Source organism: Pradoshia sp. D12 (genome assembly GCF_008935075.1).
In the GTDB taxonomy this organism is placed as follows: domain Bacteria; phylum Bacillota; class Bacilli; order Bacillales; family Pradoshiaceae; genus Pradoshia.
Genome location: NZ_CP044545.1, coordinates 2045257 through 2068761, shown reverse-complemented (window position 1 = coordinate 2068761; position 23505 = coordinate 2045257). Strand labels below are relative to the sequence as shown.

At 36.8% G+C, this 23505-nt stretch carries 16 protein-coding genes and 1 pseudogene; 11 read left to right on the top strand and 6 right to left on the bottom strand.

The window, feature by feature from the left end:
* Positions 1–268: 268 nt before the first annotated feature.
* The 3 genes from F7984_RS09920 to F7984_RS09910 all read left to right on the top strand — a co-directional run bounded on the left by F7984_RS09920 (position 269) and on the right by F7984_RS09910 (position 6139).
* Complete coding sequence (locus F7984_RS09920; protein ID WP_066103589.1) at positions 269–1087, top strand: pyruvate, water dikinase regulatory protein; 819 nt, start codon at positions 269–271, stop codon at positions 1085–1087.
* Complete coding sequence (ppdK, locus tag F7984_RS09915; RefSeq protein ID WP_066103591.1) at positions 1087–3750, top strand: pyruvate, phosphate dikinase; 2664 nt, start codon at positions 1087–1089, stop codon at positions 3748–3750. Before F7984_RS09920 ends, ppdK begins: the two co-directional genes overlap by 1 nt.
* A gap of 214 nt (positions 3751–3964) precedes the next feature.
* Positions 3965–6139: an ATP-dependent Clp protease ATP-binding subunit gene (locus F7984_RS09910; RefSeq protein WP_140461506.1), complete on the top strand. Its 2175-nt coding sequence runs from the start codon at positions 3965–3967 to the stop codon at positions 6137–6139.
* A gap of 103 nt (positions 6140–6242) precedes the next feature.
* On the opposite strand, the gene F7984_RS09905 is transcribed toward F7984_RS09910, so the two are convergent.
* The 3 genes from F7984_RS09905 to F7984_RS09895 all read right to left on the bottom strand — a co-directional run bounded on the left by F7984_RS09905 (position 6243) and on the right by F7984_RS09895 (position 11294).
* On the bottom strand, positions 6243–7730 hold the full coding sequence (locus F7984_RS09905) for a potassium/proton antiporter (protein ID WP_140461673.1): 1488 nt from the start codon (positions 7728–7730) through the stop codon (positions 6243–6245).
* A gap of 171 nt (positions 7731–7901) precedes the next feature.
* Complete coding sequence (locus F7984_RS09900; RefSeq protein ID WP_066103594.1) at positions 7902–8903, bottom strand: sugar kinase; 1002 nt, start codon at positions 8901–8903, stop codon at positions 7902–7904.
* An 84-nt stretch (positions 8904–8987) separates the two neighbouring features.
* On the bottom strand, positions 8988–11294 hold the full coding sequence (locus tag F7984_RS09895; protein ID WP_139891884.1) for a glycoside hydrolase family 2 protein: 2307 nt from the start codon (positions 11292–11294) through the stop codon (positions 8988–8990).
* Between the two features lie 216 nt (positions 11295–11510).
* Between F7984_RS09895 and F7984_RS09890 the strand changes: the two genes are divergently transcribed.
* The 3 genes and pseudogenes from F7984_RS09890 to F7984_RS09880 all read left to right on the top strand — a co-directional run bounded on the left by F7984_RS09890 (position 11511) and on the right by F7984_RS09880 (position 17305).
* Positions 11511–12746, top strand: a complete 1236-nt coding sequence (locus F7984_RS09890; protein WP_375138405.1) for a helix-turn-helix domain-containing protein — start codon at positions 11511–11513, stop codon at positions 12744–12746.
* 142 nt (positions 12747–12888) lie between these two features.
* A pseudogene (locus F7984_RS09885) lies at positions 12889–13511 on the top strand (DUF3885 domain-containing protein).
* Between the two features lie 296 nt (positions 13512–13807).
* On the top strand, positions 13808–17305 hold the full coding sequence (locus tag F7984_RS09880; RefSeq protein ID WP_140461505.1) for a S8 family peptidase: 3498 nt from the start codon (positions 13808–13810) through the stop codon (positions 17303–17305).
* A gap of 37 nt (positions 17306–17342) precedes the next feature.
* Here the strand turns inward: F7984_RS09880 and F7984_RS19065 are convergent, their stop codons facing one another.
* Both F7984_RS19065 and F7984_RS09875 read right to left on the bottom strand, forming a co-directional pair.
* Positions 17343–17498 carry a hypothetical protein gene (locus F7984_RS19065; protein WP_175354253.1) on the bottom strand — a complete coding sequence of 52 codons (156 nt, stop codon included), beginning with the start codon at positions 17496–17498 and terminating at the stop codon, positions 17343–17345.
* The gene (locus tag F7984_RS09875; RefSeq protein WP_066103604.1) at positions 17485–17814 is read right to left on the bottom strand and encodes a hypothetical protein; all 330 of its coding nucleotides are present in this window, start codon (positions 17812–17814) and stop codon (positions 17485–17487) included. The genes F7984_RS19065 and F7984_RS09875 overlap by 14 nt, the downstream gene beginning before the upstream one ends.
* A gap of 230 nt (positions 17815–18044) precedes the next feature.
* Here F7984_RS09875 and F7984_RS09870 point away from each other — a divergent pair, with 230 nt between their 5' ends.
* The 3 genes from F7984_RS09870 to F7984_RS09860 are packed head-to-tail and all read left to right on the top strand — an operon-like array spanning position 18045 to position 20839.
* A complete protein-coding gene (locus tag F7984_RS09870) occupies positions 18045–18719 on the top strand; it encodes a PspA/IM30 family protein (protein WP_140461504.1) in 675 nt (224 codons plus the stop codon).
* A gap of 20 nt (positions 18720–18739) precedes the next feature.
* Positions 18740–19273, top strand: coding sequence for an NfeD family protein (locus F7984_RS09865; RefSeq protein WP_066103608.1), 534 nt, complete (start codon positions 18740–18742; stop codon positions 19271–19273).
* A gap of 15 nt (positions 19274–19288) precedes the next feature.
* Complete coding sequence (locus F7984_RS09860) at positions 19289–20839, top strand: flotillin lipid rafts scaffold protein FloT (protein ID WP_066103610.1); 1551 nt, start codon at positions 19289–19291, stop codon at positions 20837–20839.
* A gap of 103 nt (positions 20840–20942) precedes the next feature.
* Here the strand turns inward: F7984_RS09860 and F7984_RS09855 are convergent, their stop codons facing one another.
* Positions 20943–21395, bottom strand: a complete 453-nt coding sequence (locus tag F7984_RS09855; RefSeq protein ID WP_066103613.1) for an OsmC family protein — start codon at positions 21393–21395, stop codon at positions 20943–20945.
* A 430-nt stretch (positions 21396–21825) separates the two neighbouring features.
* Between F7984_RS09855 and F7984_RS09850 the strand changes: the two genes are divergently transcribed.
* Together F7984_RS09850 and F7984_RS09845 are read left to right on the top strand one after the other, a co-directional pair.
* Positions 21826–22776, top strand: coding sequence for a peptidylprolyl isomerase (locus F7984_RS09850; protein ID WP_077248015.1), 951 nt, complete (start codon positions 21826–21828; stop codon positions 22774–22776).
* Positions 22777–22929: 153 nt separating this feature from the next.
* Positions 22930–23502 carry a nitroreductase family protein gene (locus tag F7984_RS09845; protein ID WP_066103616.1) on the top strand — a complete coding sequence of 191 codons (573 nt, stop codon included), beginning with the start codon at positions 22930–22932 and terminating at the stop codon, positions 23500–23502.
* Positions 23503–23505 lie beyond the last annotated feature (3 nt).

Below are 23505 nucleotides of genomic sequence, written 5' to 3'. Positions count from 1 at the left end.
ATGAATTGTATAGTTTATTTTTTTTGAAAATACATAAAATTGAGATATATTTATATATAATAGATGATTTTCAAGAAGTAAATTATGTTATACTAATTGGTAAAAAGTATAACATATTAGTTTGAATTTTAAAAAAGTGGTGATACTATTAAGTTAACGAAAAAATTAATTGAGGTTGATTTAGAGAGGGAGATGAACAGAAAAATAACAGTCATTGCTTATATATTACGAATACATAACTAATTTATGGATAGAAGGGAATTGGCTGATGAACAAGAGGGAAATTGTATACGTTATATCTGATTCGGTAGGAGAAACAGCAGAATTTGTCGTAAAGGCGGTTGCCACACAGTTTAATGGCGGACAAGTAGATATTAGAAGAAATTCATATGTAAAAAGTGAAGAAGATATTGATGAAATTATCAATTTAGCAAAACAGGACTCCTCCATTATTGCGTACACCCTTGTTATTCCTTCCTTAAAAGAGCATGTGGATTTGCGGGCTAAAGAAGCGAATGTAGTAGCAGTTGATCTGTTATCTCCATTATTAAATGCATTTGAGGAAAAATTCCATAAGCCAGCCAATCATCTTTCAGGATTAACCAGACAATTGGATGAAGACTATTTTCGTAAGGTTGAAGCAGTTGAATTTGCCGTCAAGTACGATGATGGTAAAGATGCAAGGGGTCTTTTAAATGCAGATATTGTGATAATAGGAGTCTCAAGGACTTCAAAAACTCCATTATCGATGTATTTAGCACACAAAGGGTACAAGGTAGCCAATGTGCCTTTAGTTCCAGAAGTTTCACCGCCTGATGAGTTATTCAAAATTAAAAAGAGTAAATGTGTTGGTCTGATTATAACTCCAGACCAGTTAAATGCTATCCGTAAAGAAAGATTAAAATCATTAGGTTTAACCTCTCAGTCTAACTATGCCAGTTATGAGCGAATATTAGAGGAATTGGATTATGCCGAGAAAATTATGAAAAGAGTCGGCTGTCCGATCATTAATGTTTCCAATAAAGCTATTGAAGAAACAGCGAGTATTATTTTGGATATTTTAAAAGGTGAGAGGAGCTATGTATGATGACTAAATATGTTTATCTTTTTAACGAAGGAAATAGTAATATGAAAGATTTATTGGGTGGTAAAGGAGCTAATTTAGCTGAAATGACGAATATCGGTTTACCTGTACCATTTGGATTCACCATCAGTACAGAAGCCTGTAACTCTTATTATGAAAATGAAAAACAAATTACTGAAGAGATGGAAGAGCAAATTCTCGAGGCACTCCAAAATCTTGAACAGAGCACTGGTAAAAAGCTTGGCGACCCAACTGATCCCCTCTTAGTTTCTGTTAGATCAGGATCCGTCTTTTCAATGCCGGGTATGATGGATACTGTCTTAAATCTCGGTATGAATGATAAAACGGTTGTTGGCATGGCAGAGTTAACAGGAAATCCAAGGTTTGCTTATGACTCTTATCGTCGTTTCATTCAAATGTTCAGCGATGTGGTTTTGGGAGTTGATGGATTTTATTTTGAGCAATTGCTGGAAGATATACGTGAACAAAAAGGGTATCAAAATGATCCTGAATTAACCGCCGAAGATTGGAAAACAGTTATAGAAGGTTATAAAAATATTGTTAGAAAGCACACGAAACAAAGTTTCCCCGAAGACCCTCGTGAGCAAATGTTTTTAGCTGTTAAAGCGGTATTTGATTCCTGGAATAATCAGCGTGCAAAAGTGTACAGACGTTTAAATAAAATTCCTGGACATTTAGGAACAGCCGTTAATATTCAAAGCATGGTTTTTGGGAATATGGGTGAAGATTCCGGAACAGGAGTGGCATTTACCCGAAACCCATCCACCGGAGAGCATGTTTTATATGGGGAATATTTAATTAATGCTCAGGGAGAAGATGTAGTTGCGGGAATCAGGACACCACAGCCTATACATACCTTGGAAAATGATATGCCAGATGTTTTTGAACAATTCGTAAATACATGCAAGCAGCTTGAAAAACACTATTTGGATTTGCAGGATATAGAATTTACGGTTGAGCGTGGACAATTATACATTCTTCAAACGAGATCCGGTAAACGTACTGCACAGGCAGCCATTAGAATTGCTGTAGAAATGGTGCAGGAAGGGATCATCGATAAAAAAACAGCGCTGTTAAGAGTAGATCCGGAGCAATTGGATCAGCTACTCCACTCCCGAATTGATGACACTTATGAACGAAAACAACTGGCTAAAGGCCTTCCAGCATCACCAGGATCTGCTACAGGCCAAGTAGTATTTGATGCGAATGAAGCAGAAAGATTGGGCAATGACGGCCAAAAGGTCATTCTTGTCCGTCCTGAGACGACACCTGATGATATTCATGGAATAGTTGCTGCCCAGGCAATTGTTACAACCCGTGGGGGAATGACAAGCCATGCTGCCGTGGTAGCAAGAGGTATGGGAAAGCCATGTATCTGCGGCTGTGAGCCATTAAAGATTGATTTAAAAGAAAAGCAATTCAGAGTTGGCGATACAGTAGTGAACCATCATGATACCATTACGATAGATGGATCTACAGGTGAAATCATGCTTGGAGAGATTCCAATGATTGATCCAGAATTATCGGATGAATTTTTAACTTTATTATCATGGGCGGATGAAACTAGAAAACTAGGGGTACGTGCAAATGCCGACAATCCAGAGGATGCAAGAAAGGCTCTCGAATTTGGGGCTGGCGGAATCGGACTATGTCGAACAGAGCATATGTTCATGGATGCAAAACGTGTACCGTTTGTCCAACAAATGATTCTTTCTGAGACCATTGCGGAAAGAAATAAAGCATTAGAATATTTATTGCCAATGCAGCAAGAGGATTTTGAAGGCATTTTTGAAGCCATGCAGGGAAATCCGGTTACTATTCGCTTATTAGATCCACCATTACATGAATTCTTACCTGATAAAGAAGAATTAATCATCGAAGTGACGAAGCTTCAAATTACTGATCCTGATTCAAAGGAATTAATGAAAAAAGAGCAACTGTTAAAAAAGGTTCGTCAATTGGATGAATTTAATCCTATGCTTGGACATCGCGGTTGCCGATTAGGCATGATTCATCCAGAAATATACGGCATGCAGGCAAAAGCTATTTTCTATGCGATTGCTAACTTAATGGAGCGCGGTATTCCGGTTCAGCCTGAGATCATGATTCCGCTTGTTGGACATGTGAATGAATTGAAACAAATGCGACAATTGGTGATGGATACAGCGATTCAGGTAGAGGCAGAAACGGACAAAAAGTTCCAGTACACGATTGGTACTATGATTGAAATCCCAAGGGCAGCACTTACTGCTGATCAAATTGCCAAAGAGGCAGACTTCTTCTCATTCGGTACTAACGATTTAACCCAAACAACTTTTGGATACAGCCGTGATGATGCGGAAGGGAAGTTTTTACAAACATATATAGAAGAAAAAGTCCTGCCTGAAAACCCTTTTGCAGTGTTAGACCAAGATGGTGTAGGTAAGCTGGTCGAAATGGGAGTGAAATTGGGCAGACAAACAAAACCTGAATTAAAAACTGGCATATGCGGGGAGCATGGCGGAGAAAAAATATCAATCGACTTCTGTTATAAAGCCGGTTTAGACTATGTAAGCTGTTCGCCTTATCGTGTTCCATTGGCAAGGCTGGCAGCTGCACAGGCAACTTTGCGATATGATGATATAAAGGAAGCCGTGACTAATTAATTATTTGTTTATCTAAGAAGCGCTGTATCAGGCGCTTCCTTTTTTTATGATTAAAAAATAAACAAATGGGTATAAAATAGTTGAAAGTCAAAAAAGGTCAGAGTATAATGTAATTAAGGTCAAAGATAGTCAAAGTCAAATTGACCAATTTTCAAATGAGTTTAGTAACTGTAAAACGATAAAATAAATTTAGAATTATAAGGAGGATACATCTATGGTTTGCGAAAAATGCCAACAAAACCAAGCAACTGTACAGATGCAATTAAGGGTGAATGGACATCAGGAAAATCATCATTTGTGTTCTTCATGCTATAAAGAGGAACGCAATAAATTAGGAGCTCAAATGGGAGGAATGAATTTACATCCATTTAAGCCATTTACATTAGAATCATTTTTCAACCAGGGTAACGGAGATTCATTTATGTCAGATATGTCTGGCTCAATGGACCAGACAAATCACAACCAGCATAAACAGGTCAGAACACAAACACAGCCGCCTAATGGTGGAGGATTACTTGATCAATACGGTCGTAACTTAACTTATAATGCAAAAGCAGGACTCATTGATCCAGTGATTGGACGTGAAGAAGAGGTTAAACGTGTAATTGAGATATTGAACAGACGTACGAAAAATAATCCAGTCCTGATCGGTGAACCAGGGGTTGGTAAAACAGCGATTGCTGAAGGACTTGCGATTAAAATTGCGGAAGGGAATGTTCCCTTAAAACTAAAGGATAAAGAAGTATATCTGCTTGATGTTGCTTCCTTAGTATCCAATACTGGTATTCGTGGGCAATTTGAGGAACGGATGAAGCAGCTTATTCAAGAATTGCAAACAAGAAAAAATGTGATTCTGTTTATTGACGAAATTCATCAGCTTGTAGGTGCCGGATCTGCAGAAGGCTCCATGGATGCAGGGAATATTCTGAAACCAGCGCTTGCGCGTGGAGAGTTACAATTAGTAGGTGCAACAACATTAAATGAGTATCGTCAAATTGAAAAAGATGGGGCACTTGAAAGACGTTTCCAACCAGTAATGGTTAATGAGCCTACAACTGCAGAAGCGTTAGATATTCTAAAAGGATTAAGAGAAAGATATGAATCCTACCATTCCGTTGAATTTAGTGATGAAGTATTAGAAGCAGCGGTAGAACTGTCACACCGCTATATTCAAGATCGTTTCTTGCCGGATAAAGCCATTGACTTAATGGATGAAGCTGGTTCTAAATTGAATTTGACAATTGAAAATCAAGGTGAAGAATCAGTAAAAGAAAGATTGGCGCAAATTCACAAAGAAAAAGAACAGGCATTAAAAACAGAAGCCTATGAACAGGCTGCCAAACTTCGAGACGAAGAAGAAAAACTTGAAAATATGCTTAAAACAGGAACTGGTGAAAAGCCGAAGGTAACTGTAGAAGATATCCAGAAAATCATCGAACAGAAAACAGGTATACCAGTAGGTAAGCTACAAGAGGATGAAGCTGTTCGAATGAATAAGCTTCAAGAGGAACTTAAAAATAAAGTAATCGGTCAGGATGAGGCCGTTCAAAAAGTGGCGAAAGCTGTTCGTCGGAGCCGTGCCGGCTTAAAAGCCAAAAATCGCCCAATTGGATCATTCTTATTTGTAGGTCCGACTGGAGTTGGGAAGACTGAGCTATCAAAAGCATTGGCAGAAGAATTGTTTGGCACAAAAGACTCTATGATTCGTTTAGATATGAGTGAATATATGGAGAAACACAGTGTGTCTAAATTAATCGGTTCTCCTCCGGGATATGTCGGACATGAAGAAGCCGGACAATTAACCGAAAAGGTTCGCCGTAAACCATATAGCATCATTCTTTTGGATGAAATTGAAAAAGCTCATCCAGATGTGATGCACATGTTCTTGCAAATCCTTGAAGATGGACGTTTAACAGACAGTCAGGGACGCACAGTAAACTTTAAAGACACAGTGATTATCATGACAAGTAATGCAGGAGTCGGTGAGAAAGTTAAGAAAGTTGGTTTTGGAGCAGGAGGAGTAGAGGAAGAAGTATCTATTCTTCAATCTCTTGGCAGCTACTTCAAGCCTGAATTTTTAAACCGTTTTGATAGCATCATTGAGTTTAAATCATTAACAAAAGAAAACTTACTTGAAATTGTAGATATTATGCTTGCTGAACTATATGAAATGCTTGATCATGAAGGATTTAAACTGACCATAATAGATGAAGTAAAAGAAAAACTGGCTGAGCTTGGATATAATCCTGCTTTTGGAGCACGTCCATTACGTCGAGTTATTCAGGAACAACTTGAGGATGGAATTGCGGATTGTGTCTTCAATCACCCAGACAAGAGAACATTTAAAGCAGAAGTGATCAAAAACGAAATAAAAGTAGTGACTGTCTAATAAAAATGCCTCCTATCCTTGAGATAGGAGGCATTTTTTGATGAGATTTTGTTCTTTAAGCTATCATAGTTTTGAAATAGGATACTAACTTCTAATCTTACTATTATTCTTCATTATCAGTATTTTTCTTTCGCAGTAACTGTTTTACGCTGCGTTTTTTTAACTTAGGTGTCAATACATAGAGAAAATCGCCTTCTTTGATCACTGTGTCACCGGTAGGGGTAACCAATTTGTCATCTCTTATGATTGCATTGACCAATGTATGGTCAGGGAATGGTATTTCAATTAGTGTTTTCCCAATCAAGAAAGAGTCCGGTTCCATTTGATATTTCACCATTTCAGCATTGGCCTTACCCAGTGAGACAATTTCAAGTGAATGCTTAGGGGTTTCACTGGCAGGCTCGGCTAATCCAAGTTTGCCAGCCACGAAGGATATGGTGGATCCTTGTATTAAACAACTTGTTAATACAACAAAGAAGACAACATTAAAAATCAGGTGGCTGTCTCCAATGTTTGCAAGTAAGGGAAATGTCGCCAGGACAATTGGTACGGAGCCTTTTAAGCCAGCCCAGGATAAAAATACTCTCTCTTTAAAATTGAAATTCATTTTAATAGTAGAAATGAATACAGCTGCCGGCCTTGCAATCAGGATTAAAATAACAGAAAGCAATAAGCCTTTTAAGATAATTTCAAGTGAAAATAAATCGTCGGGATTAACAAGTAAGCCTAATATAATGAACATTAAAATTTGCATCATCCAGGCAAATCCTTCGGCAAAGAATTGTGTAGCTTTTTCATAGGCGACCTCAGAGTTTCCAATGATAATAGCCATTACATAGACGGCCAGTAATCCACTTCCGTTTAGATTCGCAGTAATACCGTATGTTAATAAAGCGAATGTAACAGCGAAAACAGGGTAAAGGCCAGTTGATTCCAAATTGATCCGATTAAGCACAGCAACGGCTATTTTCCCGAATATCCATCCAAGCAGTAAACCAAGTCCCATCTGGACAATAAAAGATCCAATTAGATTAACTACATTTACTTCAGAAGAGGTAATCATTTCAATACAGGACACGGTTAAAAAGATTGCCATCGGGTCATTGGAACCAGATTCAGCCTCTAATGTTTTACCTGAATGGTCTTGTATGTTTTGTCCTTTTAATACAGCAAATACTGCTGCTGCATCCGTTGATCCAACAATTGAACCGAATAACATAGCTATCAGCCAATCAACATTAAGAATATAATGAGCTGCTATCGTAACTATTGCAGAGGTTATCAAAACACCAATGGTTGCCAGTGAAAGGGAAGGGAGAATAATTGGCCGCAATGATTTCCATTTAGTTTGTATTCCACCTTCAAACAAAATAATAATCAAGGCCAGAACACCAATCGTTTGTGCTAATCCTGCATTCGAAAAATTAATTACGCCGAAGGTATCATTTCCCATGGCCATTCCGACCAGTATAAAAAAGACTAGTGATGGGACTCCTAATTTTGCTGAGAATTTTGTAGACAGAATTCCGAGGATTAATAGGATCGCTGCTATTAAAATATAAAAATCAGTTGTTAGTACTTCAGATGGCATGAACATTCGACTCACTTTCTGTAAATCTATATAAGCTATTAATAGAATATATATACCTATCTCCATAATTGCATAATCTTCAAACTTGTTTTTCGAGAATTGCTTTTTATTGAAAGGGAGCAGAAGAGGGGAGAAAATGAAAAACAGGTGCTTTTTTAGCACCTGCTTTCATTAGCGTTTGATAACTACTTTTTCATTTTCAACATCAAATTGTTGAACATCCGCCTTGCTGGCAATTTGAAAATCGCCGATAATGGTATGTTTTAAGGCGAATGATGATAGGGCAAAATTAATGATTTCTTGAGGACTGTATTGATTGTTGATTCCATATAATACGCCAGCTACAAATGAATCGCCCGTACCGATTCGATCAAGAACATTTACTTTAACCGGACCTGCTGTGAAGTGCTCTGTTTCAGTTATAATGGCACATCGTAATTCTTGTACATTGTTACCAAGAATATTTCTTTCAGTTGTGTAAATTTGGTCAAACTGATACTCTTTTTGAAACTCTTTTAATAAAGCGATTTTTTCTTCGAATGTGTTAACTTCTCTTTTTTCCTGTCTGATTGTTAGAACGTCCAGGTAACTTCCGATAATAACATCAATATATGGCAGGATTTCGATGTAAGCTTTTCTTGCTTCATCTAATGTCCATAATTTTGCACGATAGTTAAAGTCAAAGCTGATTTTAATGCCTTTTTGTTTTGCCGCCTTGACCAATTCCATAGTCGTTTCACGTGCATTTTTACTTGCACCTAAACTAATTCCGCTGACATGGAGCCATTTAACTTCGGAAAGCATCGCTTCAAAATCATAATCATTTGGCAAAGCTTCAACAAAAGCGGAGTTTTGGCGATCATAAGTGACTTCTGTAGGTCTGATGGAATGACCTTGTTCAACAAAATATAAGCCCATTTTCTTGCCTTTATAGACGATATGATTAGTGTTTACACCATATTTTCTTAACTGTGTGACAGCGGCAAGTCCAAGGTTATTATCTGGTAAGCAAGTAGCATAGGAGGTTTTTTCACCCCAATGACTGAGAGCGACAGCAATATTTGCTTCAGAACCACCATACATCATATCCAGCTGGCTTGCCTGAATTAACATTTGATGATTGGTTGGTGTTAAACGCAACAGCATTTCACCAAATAACATGATTGATTTCAATACGTGCACCTTCTTTATTTGACTAAGAATATAGGAAAGATAGCGACCGGGTATAAACCCAGATCGCTATTTCCATTTTTTAAATTAAGCTTTTTTAATTTTAATTAACTCTTTGTTAATGGCATACATCATTTTTTCAGTAAATATATCATCCGCCATGGATGCCAGCATATCAATTGACATACCTTCTGCCATACCGAACATTGGATTATCCTCATTGAATCCTTTTAAATACTTCTCTAATACTTTCTTAGTTTCTTCATTTTTATATAACTCACCGAGTGTATTGCGAGTAGAATATACATCATCAGTGATAACAAGTTCTTCAATTTCCATGTCTTCATCTAAATCAGGCATGTCAAACCAGTTAGCAACCACTCCGCCAGCATCACTTTCTGGAACTAGGTAGCTTGGATTTGGCTCATCCACTTTATTGAAGTGAGCAGTATCTTCGAATGTATTTCCTTCGGATGTACCGATTGCCTTTACAGTATTCATGCCGTCTTCCAGTGCCACATCATTAAAGGTAAAGGCAGCGCGGTTACGTTCTGCTGTATAGGTAGTCCCGTTTACTACTAACGTTACATCCTCGCAGTTAGAATACACTTTAACTGTAATTTTTTCGTCTGCACGGTCTACAAATCGTTTGCTTGTAATATGCACGAATTTTTCATCAGACCAATTTGCTTTGTACATATAGAATGCATCTTTTTTAATTTTACGGTCGTAAGTCATTAAACCTTTATTATTTCTGCCTTTTACACCGCCTTCATCACGAATGTTGGCTCCGAAATCAAACATATTCCATACATATGTTGACCAAAGGAATGGGCGGTCAGCGAATATATTCCATACAGTTTCATGATATAGAGTATGGTATTCTTCTGTGTAATCTTTTACTTTTGGATCGTTTGTATGGTACTGGATAATACCTTCTGCACCGTACTCAGAGATACCAAGGCTAACTTGTGGGTTCGTTGCATGGTAAGCATCAATCCACTCAGCAAAATCTTCTGCCTTACCTTGATACCATCCGTAATATTTATTGTAACCAATCGTGTCGGTGATATAGTTGTATTCATCTGTATCAGGAACAAACATAACGTTGGCTTGTGTAGTTAAACGTGTTGGATCTTCTTTTTTCGTTAACTCATTAAGTTCTTTAACAAGTTTTCTTACTTCTGGTCTGTTACCGCCAATTTGAATCTCATTTTGAACACCCCAGAACATAATGGAAGGGTGGTTGTAATTTTGTCTGATTAACTCAACCATTTGTTGTTTAGCGTTTATACCCTCAAGCTCAGTCTTGGACATGATAGAGATAAACGGAATCTCGGCCCAAACAACCATACCTTCACGGTCACATAAATCATAGAAATATTGATCGTGTTGGTAGTGGGCCAAACGAATGGAAGTAGCGCCCACTTCTTTGATAAATTCCATATCTTCTTTGTGCTCTTTTTTAGTGATTGCCCAGCCCATATCTTTACGATCCTGGTGACGGGAAACCCCATTCAGACGAAGGTGTTCTCCATTTAAGAAGAAGCCTTTTTCAGGGTCCACTTTAAAGTAACGGACACCAAATGGAATGGAAAGTTCATCAATTACATCGTTATAGCTTGTTAAAGATAGGTTAGCTTCATACATATAGGCATTTTTACGGCCATTCCAAAGGATTGGGTTTTCGATTTTGATTGGCAATTCAACAACAGTAGTTTGTCCTGCTGGAAGAACAATCTCTTTTGCTCCATAAGCAGCTGTCTTACCTTCTGCATCAAGCATATCAGCCCATAAACGAACTTTTTTCTCTTCTTCATGATCATTTGTAAGTCTAGTTTTTAGGGTAATGGATGCTTGTTCCTTCGTCACTTCGTCTTGAACGATATAAACACCTTGGGAACCATGATCCATTAAATCAAAGTGAACATGGCTAGCAATAACTAAATTAACATCACGGTAAATTCCGCCAAAGAAAGTGAAGTCAGCCATTTGAGGATATACATCTTCAACAACTGTATTGTCGACTTTTACGGCAATCGTATTTTTACCTCCGAAAGTAACAACATCTGTAATATCGAATCTGAAAATAGAGTAACCGCCACGATGTTGGCCAAGGTGTTGTCCATTAACATAAACGTCTGTTACACTATTGCTTCCATTAAATTCGATATACACTTTATTGCCGGCATTTATAGTATCTACAGTAAATTCTTTTCTGTACCAGCATGCTCCTTTATAAAAATCAAATCCATTTGCGCCATCAATCGCATTCCACGTATGAGGGACGTTTACGGACTCCCAATTAGCATCATCATAAACTTGGTTCATTGCATCTTGTACGTTTTCTTTAATGAATTTCCATGCGTCATTCAGATTAATTACTTTTCTCATGTATTGAACTCCCTGTTTATAAATTAATTCAGTAAACAATCAGGATATAAGAACAGATTGTCTTCATATATAGTGTTTACTGAATTAATTTCATTATAGGTATTAATTTTAGAAAAATATCGTACAATTTTTGTTTTTTTAGTATTATTTTTAGTTCGTGATGGCGTTTTCATTGTATAATGAAAATAAAAAAGTGAATTTTAAAGGATGATTAGATTGAATCAGGAACAGATAAAAGTATACGCTCAGCTATGTAATCTGGTCAGTTCAATTGTTAAATTGGATGTAAAACTGCTTGACCTGGATGGAAATAAAATTATCCTAATGGCAAAACACCAGATACCAAGTGGATTGGCAAATAACGAAGAGGAAAATAAATCAATCACGGAATTGTTAAAGGCGAGCAAAAAAAATGAATATTTACATTATATTAATTCGGCTAAATTGGAATGTATTTTTGCTGGAATATGGAAAGATGATCAATATGCAGGCACAGTGATGGTTGGCCCTTTTTTGTCTGATTTACCTTCAGATTTATTTATCAGCCAAATTATCTCCTCTCAAAGTTTACCCATTAGTGACAGAAAGCAATATCAAGATTTCTACGAGACTTTATCAATCCTAAGTCAGGAAGAAATAAGAAGTATTGGAGAGTTATTAGTAAATTTGTGTCCTCACAACTATATTTCGTCATCACAGCTGGTTACACCGACTTTTAATAAACAAAGTAATCCAGTAAAACCTATTCAGGATGAAGAAGAGGATCGTGAAAAGATCATTGAACACCGTTATAAAATAGAAAAAAGAATTATAGATGCCATTGCAAGAGGGGATAAGGAAGGGGCATTAAAGCAATTAACGGGTTTAACTGATGTACATCTAAAAAATAGAGTTCCGGAAAATCCAATTCGATCGACTAAAAATTTAACGTTTGTTCAGAATACATTATTTAGAATTGCTGCTGAAAAAGGCGGAGTTCATCCGGTTTATTTACATGATGTATCAGAAAAATATGCTATTCTGATTGAAAGAGCAGATAATCTACCATATTTACACAAGCTTATTAGGAGTATGCTTGATGCATATTGTGAACTCGTTAATGAGTTCTCAACACGAAAGTTTAGTCCAATCGTCAAAAACGCTGTGCAATATATTAATTTCAATTTGGAAAGCCCTTTGATGCTTAATGAAATAGCAGAGTCTATTCATGTGAATCCATCACATTTATCAAAAAAATTTAAAATGGAGACAGGCAAAAGTATCACCGATTTCATCAATTTAAAAAGAATAGAGGCGGCCAAGTTATATTTATTAAATGGAAATATGTCAATCACAGATGTTGCTTACCTAGTTGGATTTAATGATGTAAATTACTTTAGTAGGATTTTTAAACGGATTACATCTATGACACCTTCTCAATATGTAAAAGGAACCGGATTAACAGGTGAGTAAATTTTTTTCTACGGCATAATAGACCCGAATTAATAATTCTATTTAATTAGTAAGATTGGCCATACACTTAATAATAGAAAGAGAGAATCAATCTTTGAAAGTAATAGACTATCTGAAGGAGAAATTTCCATCTATCGAATTAATGCCAAGTATATATAATCAATGGGACATAGGAATCCACTTTACGCTCGGTGGCACTAATTATCAGTTCAAAAAAATGGTGAACTAAATTGTGAAAGATTTAGGCTAGTGTACAAGCAACTTGATACGATCTTTAATCAATTATTTGAGCAATATGATGACGTATTCCTTGTAACGAATATGTACACGTATAAAACTAATGTAAAGCATACGAGAAAGTTGAAGGTATATGAACCTTTTCTAAAGTATAGAAATTCTTTAAATCATATTCAGGTGAGAACATGTCCATATCCTTTTGAGTTAGATGAAGAAGAATATGAAACGCAGCAATTTTCCTTATTGTGTAAAACAAAAGACATACGCATAACTGAATTATTAAAAGCAGCAACTCACGAAGATTTTCCTCTAAAGCCAAGATTCGGAGGGGACGCCATTCATTATCCGGATGTCTTCTTAGTGAACATCACTAAAGACCTTATTTTATTTGTCTATGATGACCGTGGGTGTGAGGTTATTGCTATAGACGCTGAACGACTGCGCCCGCTATATGAACAACATAAGGATTGGGTGGAAGATGTGGATCGGCAGAAGATTGAACGAGCGTTGAACCGGAGAAGCAATTGATAAATTAAAAGAAGTGCAGTCATCGTCTATGATGCTGCACTTCTGCTGTATTGCTTATTTTTTCTGATGCAATATATACATATTACCTTGGTCCCAGTTTAATTAATAAAATCACCTTAAATTATAACTGGCTGTTTGGCATAAATGCTGAACAGTTTTTTTGCCGATTTCAAAATAGCAGAGAAAGAATTTTGTCGAATCTTTTTCATAATTAACAGCAGGTTATTTACATAAATGTAACGAAATGGTAATAGTCTTCAATTTAAAAATCAGTGAAGACAAAAAGGGGAGAAAGAATGAAAAAGATAGTAGCTGTCATAGCCGCTACCGCATTGCTGCTCACGTCGGGTACAAGTGGGGTATTTGCTGCGGCAAAGGTGAGTTCAATAAACCAAAAGGGAGATGAAATCCGCAGTTCCGAAAAAATTTACAAACCAACAACGAAGAAATATGACGAATATATTCAGGCAGACACCTTGGTTATTAAGCATAGTGGATCGTTATCTAAGAAAACCCTGACCAAATATAAGGGGAAAGTGATGAAGGCTGGCGGGAACCTTGGTTATTCAGTTGTAAAATTTAAAACAGCATCCGCAGCTAAACAAGCTTACACGGAATTAAGTAAATCTAATTCGGTCACATCGATTTCGCCGAGCGTAAAGTATAAAACTTCTTCTGTCAAAACCGATCCTAAGATCAGTCAACAATATTATAACAAGCTGTTAAACTTACCTGTGGCACAGAAAAAAGCAGGGAAAAATAAAGTATTGGTGGCTGTGATTGATACGGGAATTGATAAAAATCATCCTGAATTAAAAAACAAAATTGTATCAAGCTATAATGTCCATAATCCAGTTAACGCCTCATTGCCGGAGGATCATGGCACACATGTAGCCGGCATAATTGCAGCTGAGAAGAATAATGGAATTGGCGGATATGGCATAAATCCAAATGCCTCGGTTTTATCTATTGATGTATTTAATAGAGAATGGGGTGCGTATGATTACAATATCGCAGAAGGTGTTTTATATGCGATTAAAAAGAAAGCGAAGGTAATTAATTTAAGCTTAGGTGGCCCATTCAGTTCACCGGTTCTTGAAGCCGCAATCAAAAAAGCGAAAGCGGCTGGAATTGTGATTGTTGCTGCGGCTGGTAATGAAGGATCTGATATGAAAGGTTACCCGGCTGCATATGAAGGAGTCATTAGTGTCGGTGCTGTGAATAAAAGCAAAACACTGACATCCTGGTCATCCTATGGTGTATCGACAGATTTGGTAGCACCTGGGGATAATGTTTATGCACCAATCTATGATTATGAGAAAAAATCGACTTTTGCTTCATTTAGCGGCACATCGATGGCAGCTCCAATGGTGACTGGTACGGTTTCTTTATTATTATCTAAATATCCTAAATTAAAACCGGAACAGGTAGAATACATCTTGAAGAAAACAGCTACCGATTTGAGTACGAAGGGCTACGATAAGAAATATGGATATGGACTAATCAACCCATCATCTGCTTTAAGCTTTGATATTAAAAAAATTCCATCCTTAACTACTGCCGTGTGGAATAAGGATACAATTATGAAAAGTGCTAAAACGGTTGGCAGCAGCTATACGGTGAAAAAAACATTTATGAAACCTTTGGAACAGCACTGGATTAAGCATACCGTAAAAAAAGGTGAAACATATCAAATCAATTTAATGGGATCTAAAGTGTTTGATTCCCAATTACTTGTGAATATGTATGGAAAGGATAAATCAAGCACGAAAAAAATCGATGATGTCACTGAAGGTAAAACAGAGGGTTATTACTTTAAAGCACCATACGATGGTACTTTGACCGTTGGTGTTAAAGATATTAGCGGAAATTACGATGTGGCCGGAAGCAAATTATCTGAATATGAATTAGTATTCAAAAAAGTAACTGTTTCAAAAGATGAATCCGGTAAAGAAAACCCGATTATAATACCAAAATTGTCATATGATACTACCGGTAAAAAAATGCATCTTGTTGGCGAAAATGGAGATGATGATTATTTTCAATTTACAACGGGTGAAAAAGAGGAAAACATTAAGCTTTCTGTAAATGGTACACCTGGTGCAGACGTCAGCATGTTTGTCTATGCTTTGACAGACATTAGAGATGAAGAGGAGTTGGAAGAAAAGGAGGAAATTACTGAAGGTGAGGGTATGAGTAAGGAAGCAGATGGAGACATAGAGGATGGTAACTCAGAAGAAGAGCCAACGCATGTTAATATTCTTGAACAGGAAATTAACAGCGGCACCATCGGAGAAAGTGAACAGGATGTATTCACTGCTGAGCCTAAAACAACCTATACCATTAAAATTTCTAACAAATATGAAGGATATTCCGAAAGTTTCTTTGACTTTTTTATCCTTTCAGAAGGATTCGAATCATCGGCTACCAAGATAACTGGTGCAATCAGACAAAACGGTGATCCCTATATTTTCAAGGCCAGCCTAGTCAAAATGCCAGCGGACGAGGATGGAATTCATTCCATTTATGATCGTGATGAAGAGTATGACGAAGAAGAAGAATATGTTGGTGATGATGAAGAATATTGGGAAGAAGAAGGCGACGATGAAGTAATTGAAATGCTGAATGAAATGGCCATTCCGTATAAATTAACAAGTGAAAAATCGGGTTATTTACAGTCACGCTATGATGAAGATTGGTATAAAGTCAATGTAACATCAGCAGGAATCCATGCCTTTGATTTAGGTACAGCTAAACATTCGTACTCCATTTATCAGGTCGTTGAATCTGAAGGTGAAGACGGAAATGAAATCCGTTTACTAGAAGCAGTTGCTGATAATTATGATCCATTTACCGGCAAAAAGCTTAATACGTTTTATGCCTCACTTGAAGCTGGAAAAACCTATTATATGAAGATTGAGATGGATTGGATGTCTGATTCCTATTCTACGGATAAATATTTCTTTGAATCAAGATTGGTAGGTAAGCCTGCTGATAAATACGAGAACAACGATTCTATGAAAAAAGTAAAGACTCTTCCTGGTACTACTGTTAAAGGAGATTACGCAAAATTATCGGATACGGATCTGTTTAGATACACAGCCAAAGCATCTGGTAACTATGCATTAACGGTGGATAATAATAAACCAAGCACACCAGGACTCCCTGCACTAGTTAAAGGTGATGTTTATTCGTATATTGCCGTAATGGAAGATAAAAATAATAACAAGAATGTAGATGATGCGGATTTAGATACGATTAAATATATAGATTCCTATTATGATCCTGCAGGTGCATATGGCTCACATTATTTCCAAAAGGGTAAAGCGTATTTTATCGCGATTATGGGTGATGGGGAATATTTACCATTCTCTTTAACTCAATATACGTTTAAGCTCAGTCAAGTGAATCACAAAGATGAAGATGCCGGGACTGTTATTAAGAAAAATAAACCATCAAAACCAATCAGCTTTAAGAAATCGAAGGGAAAATGGGAGAAAACAGGCCGATTTAACGCATTTAATACAAAGAAAAATGATGAAGATTGGTACAAGCTTAAAGTGGATAAAGCCTTCAGCGGTCAAATCACTTTAAGTGGCGGCAGGGAATTGGATGGAGCCTTTGAGGTTTATCAAAATGGCAAAAAAATCGCCGGCTCTGACCGATATGCTGGAAATGATACAGAAGTTTTAAATATCAGTCTTAAAAAAGGTACCTATTATATAAAATTAAAAGATGCTCAAGGTTCTGCTTCTCTGTCACCGTACACAATCCGCGTGCAAGAAAAGAAATAGGTACTTAGAAGGTTTCCAGGTTTTCTGGAAACCTTTTTTACACTTCTTCCTTCTGAATGGGGAGTTGGTTTTGAAGATTTCGTTCGTTTTTAATTAGTTTGACAAGAATGCTCCAGAATTGTTTTTGGATAATGGGATCTGATGTGATTGGCTTAATTTTCTCCCATAAATGATGAAGGTCATTCTGTCTCATGTTTTTCACCCCACTTTTGCTTTGCCATCTTTTTGCATATTTTTTTGATGAAACGATTCGGATGAGAATTGGATAGTTCTTTTATTAGTTTGGATGCTATTTCTTGATCTGTTTGGTGTTGACTTTGAGAAATCAATATACGAGCCATTGACGAAATAGCCATTATATCTGAATCTCTTAATGTAGCCAATTGGCTGGCCGCCTTTAACTCTTCCGGTGTTTTTTTAAACGGTGAAAGAGTAGTTAAAGAGTAGCTTATTTCATTATTTAAGTCACTTATAATTGCATCGATTGATTCTGGTTTTTCTATATTCAATGAAAATCTCCTTTCAGAATAACTATGTTGTTATTTTTTAAGCTTACTATAAAGGCTATTGCGGAGTAAAAGATTGAGCAAAAAGCATGATTAGATTATTCATGGTGTGAATAACTATCGTATTTCATTAATAAAATTTTTTTGAATTATTATAATATTGTAAAATAATTGAAACTTTCAGTGATATTCAACCGTATAAAATGGTAAGATTATCCTAGGAGGTTGATAAGATGTTTGAGTTTTTTAAACGAATGAAGACGGTGGTCAGTTCAGAATTGTATGCACTCATTGAAAAAGCAGAAGATCCCATTAAAATGGCCGACCAATACCTAAGAGAAATGAATCATGAAATTGAAGAAGCAGAGAAGACAACTGCAAAGGTCATGGCTGAGGAGAAATTAACCCACAGAAAAATCACCGATTTAAAATTACTGATTGAAAAACGTAATACTCAGGCAATGGAAGCCATTCAAGCTGGTAAAGAGACGCTTGCAAAACAAGCTTTAGAAAACAAACTTCAGCTCGGGATTGAGCTTGCCTCATTGGAGAATTTGCATGAACAGGCTAAACAAAATGTCAAGGATTTGCAAAATCGACTGCGAGAAATGAAAGCTGATTATCAGGAACTTGTGATGCGCAGAGATACATTAAAGGCAAGAGCGCTTTCTGCTAAAGTGCAAACTTCAGTAAATCGTTCTTTCCATACAGAAAGTCGAAATTCGGCCAAAGCTGGATTTGAACGAATGGAACAAAAAGTAATGGAATATGAAGCAGAAGCGGAAGTCAGTAAAGAGCTTAAAAGTAATCATCTTGAAATTGATAATGAGTTTAAAAAGATGGAAACCGAAAAATTAGTTGAATCAGAATTACAAAGATTAAAGGATTCATTGAATAGCGAAAAATAACTGATAAAGGGTTGATTAGTATGGAATTTTTAGGGGTGGAATTAGCTGATTTTTTCTTATATTCACTGATTATATCCGGTATCCTTACGTTTTTCTTCATATTATTTAATGATCTGTTTGCCGGATTAGACCTCCCTGACTTTTTAAACCCAACCCTTATACTAAGCTTTTTGACCATTGCAAGCGGATCAGGGTATGTGCTTGTTTCTTTAACCTCATTGCGGGCACTTCCCATTTTTTTTATTTCCTTCGCAATTGCTTTTATACTTGTCTCTATTATTAATCTATTCGTTTTAGTCCCCTTGTCGGCAGCTCATGAATCTTTAACGATAACCGAGGATGAACTAAAGGGACGGTTGGGAAAAGTGATAACATCAGTACCTGTTAATGGGTATGGTGAAGTATTAATAACAAGTAAAAGCGGAACGTTTTCAAAGCCGGCCGTAAGTTTTGACCAAGAAGCGATACCATCTGAGACAAAGGTATTAATCATTGATATCCAAAATGGTGTTCTGCATGTCAGTCCACATGAAGAATTAAATGAACTGGGATAGGAGAGTGGGAGTAGTATGACATTAATCTACGGTATTGTTGGTGCAGTGGTATTTATTTTATTAGCCCTTATAGGAGTTTTTGTTACAAAATATAGAACAGCTGGTCCTGATGAAGCATTGATTGTCACGGGCAGTTACTTAGGCAGTAAAAATGTACATATTGATGAATCCGGAAATCGAATCAAAATTGTACGCGGAGGAGGGACCTTCGTTCTTCCAGTATTCCAGCAAGCTGAGCCGTTGAGCTTATTATCGAGTAAATTAGAGGTTTCAACACCGGAAGTATATACCGAACAGGGTGTGCCGGTAATGGCCGATGGTGTATCCATTATTAAAATAGGTAATACCATTTCTGAAATTGCAACGGCTGCTGAACAATTTTTAGGGAAAACGAAGGATGACCGTGAACAGGAAGCAAGAGAAGTACTGGAAGGGCATCTACGCTCCATTCTTGGTTCGATGACAGTTGAGGAAATCTATAAAAACCGTGAAAAATTTTCACAGGAAGTGCAGAGGGTTGCCTCACAGGATTTAGCGAAAATGGGATTGGTTATCGTTTCATTTACAATTAAAGATGTACGTGATAAAAATGGATATTTGGAATCGCTTGGTAAACCGAGAATAGCTCAGGTGAAAAGGGATGCGGATATCGCAACAGCCGAAGCCGATAAAGAAACACGGATCAAACGGGCTGAAGCATCCAAGGAAGCGCAAAAAGCTGAACTTGAACGTGCAACTGAAATCGCAGAGGCAGAAAAATTAAATCAATTGAAAATTGCTGAATTCAGACGTGAACAGGATATTGCTAAAGCAAAAGCCGATCAGGCATATGATTTGGAGACTGCACGTTCTAAGCAAGATGTTACGGAACAAGAGATGCAAATTAAAATCATTGAGCGGCAGAAGCTGATTGAATTAGAAGAAAAAGAAATTTTACGCCGTGAAAAGCAATATGATTCTGAAGTGAAGAAAAAGGCGGATGCAGATCGCTACGCAGTTGAACAAGCAGCTTCTGCGGAAAAAACAAAGCAATTAACTGAAGCCGATGCCAATCAATATCGCATCGAAGCAATGGCGAGAGCGGAAGCAGAGAGAGTACGTTTAGATGGTCTTGCAAAAGCGGAAGCACAAAGAGCACAAGGGGTTTCCGAAGCGGATATCATTCGTTTAAAAGGTTTGGCGGAAGCGGAAGCAAAGCAAAAAATCGCAGAAGCCTTCGAGCAATTTGGTCAGGCTGCTGTTATGGATATGATGTTAAAAATGCTTCCGGAATATGCAAGGGAAGTGGCTAAACCGCTGAGCAGTATTGATAAAATTACGATTGTTGATACAGGGAGCGGCGGTACAGGCGGCGGCGCCAATAAAGTGACCGGATATGCGACGAATTTAATGGCAACTTTACAAGAGTCATTAAAAGCATCCTCCGGTATCGACATGAAAGAGTTAATTGAAAGCTTTGCAGGTAAAAATTCAGGCGTCAGTCCCAGAATAAACCTTGAAGAAGAGTTGGCTAAAACTGAGATTCCTATTGTTAAGGGACTTGATCGTACTCCAGATCAACTCTAAATAAACAATAAACAAACCTGAGTTCATATGGGCTCAGGTTGTTTCTTGTTTATTACGGATATTAGGATTGAATAAACTCAAAATCTTCTAGAGTATATAACCATTATTCAGAAATACGCTTAACCGTGATTTCTAATTCTATGTCTACATTGTCTTTGAGAGCACGGCTGACCATGCAGGATGCTTCAGCTTTTTGGGCTAGTTTTTGGACAAGTCCGATATCTTCTTTTGTTGCAGAGTCCTTTAGTATAATCGTTGGCCGATGAATGATCTTTTTATAGGTAAACACACCGTTTGTTACATCGACAATTCCCGCTGACTGTAAGGTTAACCCTTCTTTTTCTAAATAGCTGCGTTCCATCATGGCTGCCAGCGTAATAATATAACAGGTTGCTGCAGCACCAAGTAACATTTCATCAGGATTTGTTCCGATTCCAGGTCCATCCATTTCCTCCGGTATCGAAACTTTAGTATGAAGGTTTTTAGTATGTATTTCTCCTATATCGTTTCGTAATCCAGGCCAAACAGCCTCTAAAATAAATTGATGCTCTGCCATTATAAAGTCCCCTTTATTTTACTATTATCTTCATTTTAATGCGTAAATGAATCTAATTCACACAAAGTGCTTAAATATAGTTGAAAAGGAGTTTTTATTTTTAATCGTCTAACCATACTTTAGGACAAGGTTGGAACATATTATTATGTTAGAAAATTAATGATTGAAGATCTATTTTTGTAGACCAGTATCCTTTAGGGAGTGAAAACATACAGTGCAAATTCAACTAGTGGTTATATTTTCACTTTATGATATTTTTATATACTATATTAGATAATATTACATATAGTAATGCTAATAATATTCATTGTTTCATTGACTAAACAATATTTGACAGTGGGTATTTTATATTTGACATATTCCTGACACATTATATGATTATAGTATTGTTAACAGACAACATAAATTTTATTTCGATAGGAGTTATATTATGACCAACGAGACAAAGAATACTTCAGATACAGAAGAGAAAGCTACTGAAATAAAAACAGATCAAACAAAAAAACGTAAAAATAAAAAATGGATTGCTGGTATTGCAGCAGCTGCCGTATTAACTGCAGCTATAGCTGGCGGGGCATATGCTTATACTAAATCTCAAACAGTAGGCAGTGTCAATGGCGACCGTATTACTAAAAGTGAATTATATGACACAATGGCCAATGTGTATGGAGCTTCTGCTGTAGATAGCTTAGTTACGATGAAGGTTATTGAAAAGGAAGCAGATGAGCGCAATATAAAAGTTAATGATAGTGAAATTAATAAAGAAGTAGATGCATATATAGAAAGCTATGGTGGAGAGGATGCTTTAAAATCAGCACTTGAAGCTAGCAGTTTAACTCTTGATGATTTAAAAGAGGATATAGCGGTAAATATTAAAATCGAAAAGTTAATGCAGGAAGATATTGAAATCACTGAGGATGAAGTAAAAGCTTATTATGAAGAGAATAAAGCAAATTATGATCAATCTGAACAAGTTGAAGTTAGCCACATCCTTGTTGAAGACGAAGACAAAGCAAAGGAATTATTGAAAAAAATCAAAGACGGCGAGGATTTTGCTGAACTCGCCAAAGAAAATTCCACTGATACAGCATCTGCTGAAAATGGTGGAGAGCTCGGCTATATTTCTGAAGGAGAAATGGTAGAAGAGTTTGAAAAAGCAGCATTCGCTTTAGAAGTTGATGAAGTAAGTGATGTGGTTAAATCAGAATATGGCTACCACATTATTAAAGCTACAGGCCATAAAGAAGCTAAAGAATCCACTTATGAAGAATCAAAAGAGGATGCTAAAGAAGCCGCTCTAAGCGAAAAGATATCTTCTGAGTACAGCACATGGTTGGAAGATTTAAAGAAAGATTATAAAATTAAAAATAAATTTGAATAATTATGTATAAATGATTAAGAGCAAGCCGTTACTGGTTTGCTCTTTTTTGTTTGAGAAGAAGAAATTTTTGTACTTTCTAACATAGGGATATATAGTATAGTAGTAACTAAATTTTACAAAATATAGAGAGAAATAGATAGGGAGGTAATGTTTATGGAACTATTTGAAGCCATTAAAGGAAGAAGAAGTATTGGCAAGGTTAAAAATGAGCCGATACCTGATGAGCTCATACATAAAATTATTGAAGCGGGAACATGGGCACCATGTCATCATCGTACAGAACCATGGAAGTTTTTTGTTTTGAAAGAGGATGGCAGAAAAATCCTCAGTGATGTGTTAGTGGATATCCTGAAATCTGAATTAGATGATCTTGAGTCAGAAGAAAGTAAAAAAAGATTAGAAAAAGTAAGCAAGAATCCCTATCGTGCTCCTGTTATCATAGTGACTGCCGTTGAACCAGTGAAGAATGAAAAGGTTCTGATTGAAGAAGAATACGCTGCTGTCCATGCAGCTACACAAAATATCCTGCTGGCAGCTCACGCTCTTGGACTGGGTGCCGTATGGAGAACCGGGAAACAATGCCATGATAAACGGATGAGTAAGGCTTTTAATCTCTCTGAGGATGGTGCTGTAACTGGGTTTATCTATTTAGGATATCCAGATATGAATCCTAAAGAAGGTTCAAGAAAATCTATTGATGAAGTGACCACATGGATAACCAATTAAATT

Bases quoted from the DNA above. Each gene is read 5' to 3' on its own strand.
- F7984_RS09920 (WP_066103589.1), top strand. From the start codon at position 269: ATGAACAAGAGGGAAATTGTATACGTTATATCTGATTCGGTAGGAGAA.
- ppdK (WP_066103591.1), top strand. From the start codon at position 1,087: ATGACTAAATATGTTTATCTTTTTAACGAAGGAAATAGTAATATGAAA.
- F7984_RS09910 (WP_140461506.1), top strand. From the start codon at position 3,965: ATGGTTTGCGAAAAATGCCAACAAAACCAAGCAACTGTACAGATGCAA.
- F7984_RS09905 (WP_140461673.1), bottom strand. From the start codon at position 7,730: ATGCCATCTGAAGTACTAACAACTGATTTTTATATTTTAATAGCAGCG.
- F7984_RS09895 (WP_139891884.1), bottom strand. From the start codon at position 11,294: ATGAGAAAAGTAATTAATCTGAATGACGCATGGAAATTCATTAAAGAA.
- F7984_RS09880 (WP_140461505.1), top strand. From the start codon at position 13,808: ATGAAAAAGATAGTAGCTGTCATAGCCGCTACCGCATTGCTGCTCACG.
- F7984_RS19065 (WP_175354253.1), bottom strand. From the start codon at position 17,498: ATGAGACAGAATGACCTTCATCATTTATGGGAGAAAATTAAGCCAATC.
- F7984_RS09870 (WP_140461504.1), top strand. From the start codon at position 18,045: ATGTTTGAGTTTTTTAAACGAATGAAGACGGTGGTCAGTTCAGAATTG.
- F7984_RS09865 (WP_066103608.1), top strand. From the start codon at position 18,740: ATGGAATTTTTAGGGGTGGAATTAGCTGATTTTTTCTTATATTCACTG.
- F7984_RS09860 (WP_066103610.1), top strand. From the start codon at position 19,289: ATGACATTAATCTACGGTATTGTTGGTGCAGTGGTATTTATTTTATTA.
- F7984_RS09855 (WP_066103613.1), bottom strand. From the start codon at position 21,395: ATGGCAGAGCATCAATTTATTTTAGAGGCTGTTTGGCCTGGATTACGA.
- F7984_RS09850 (WP_077248015.1), top strand. From the start codon at position 21,826: ATGACCAACGAGACAAAGAATACTTCAGATACAGAAGAGAAAGCTACT.
- F7984_RS09845 (WP_066103616.1), top strand. From the start codon at position 22,930: ATGGAACTATTTGAAGCCATTAAAGGAAGAAGAAGTATTGGCAAGGTT.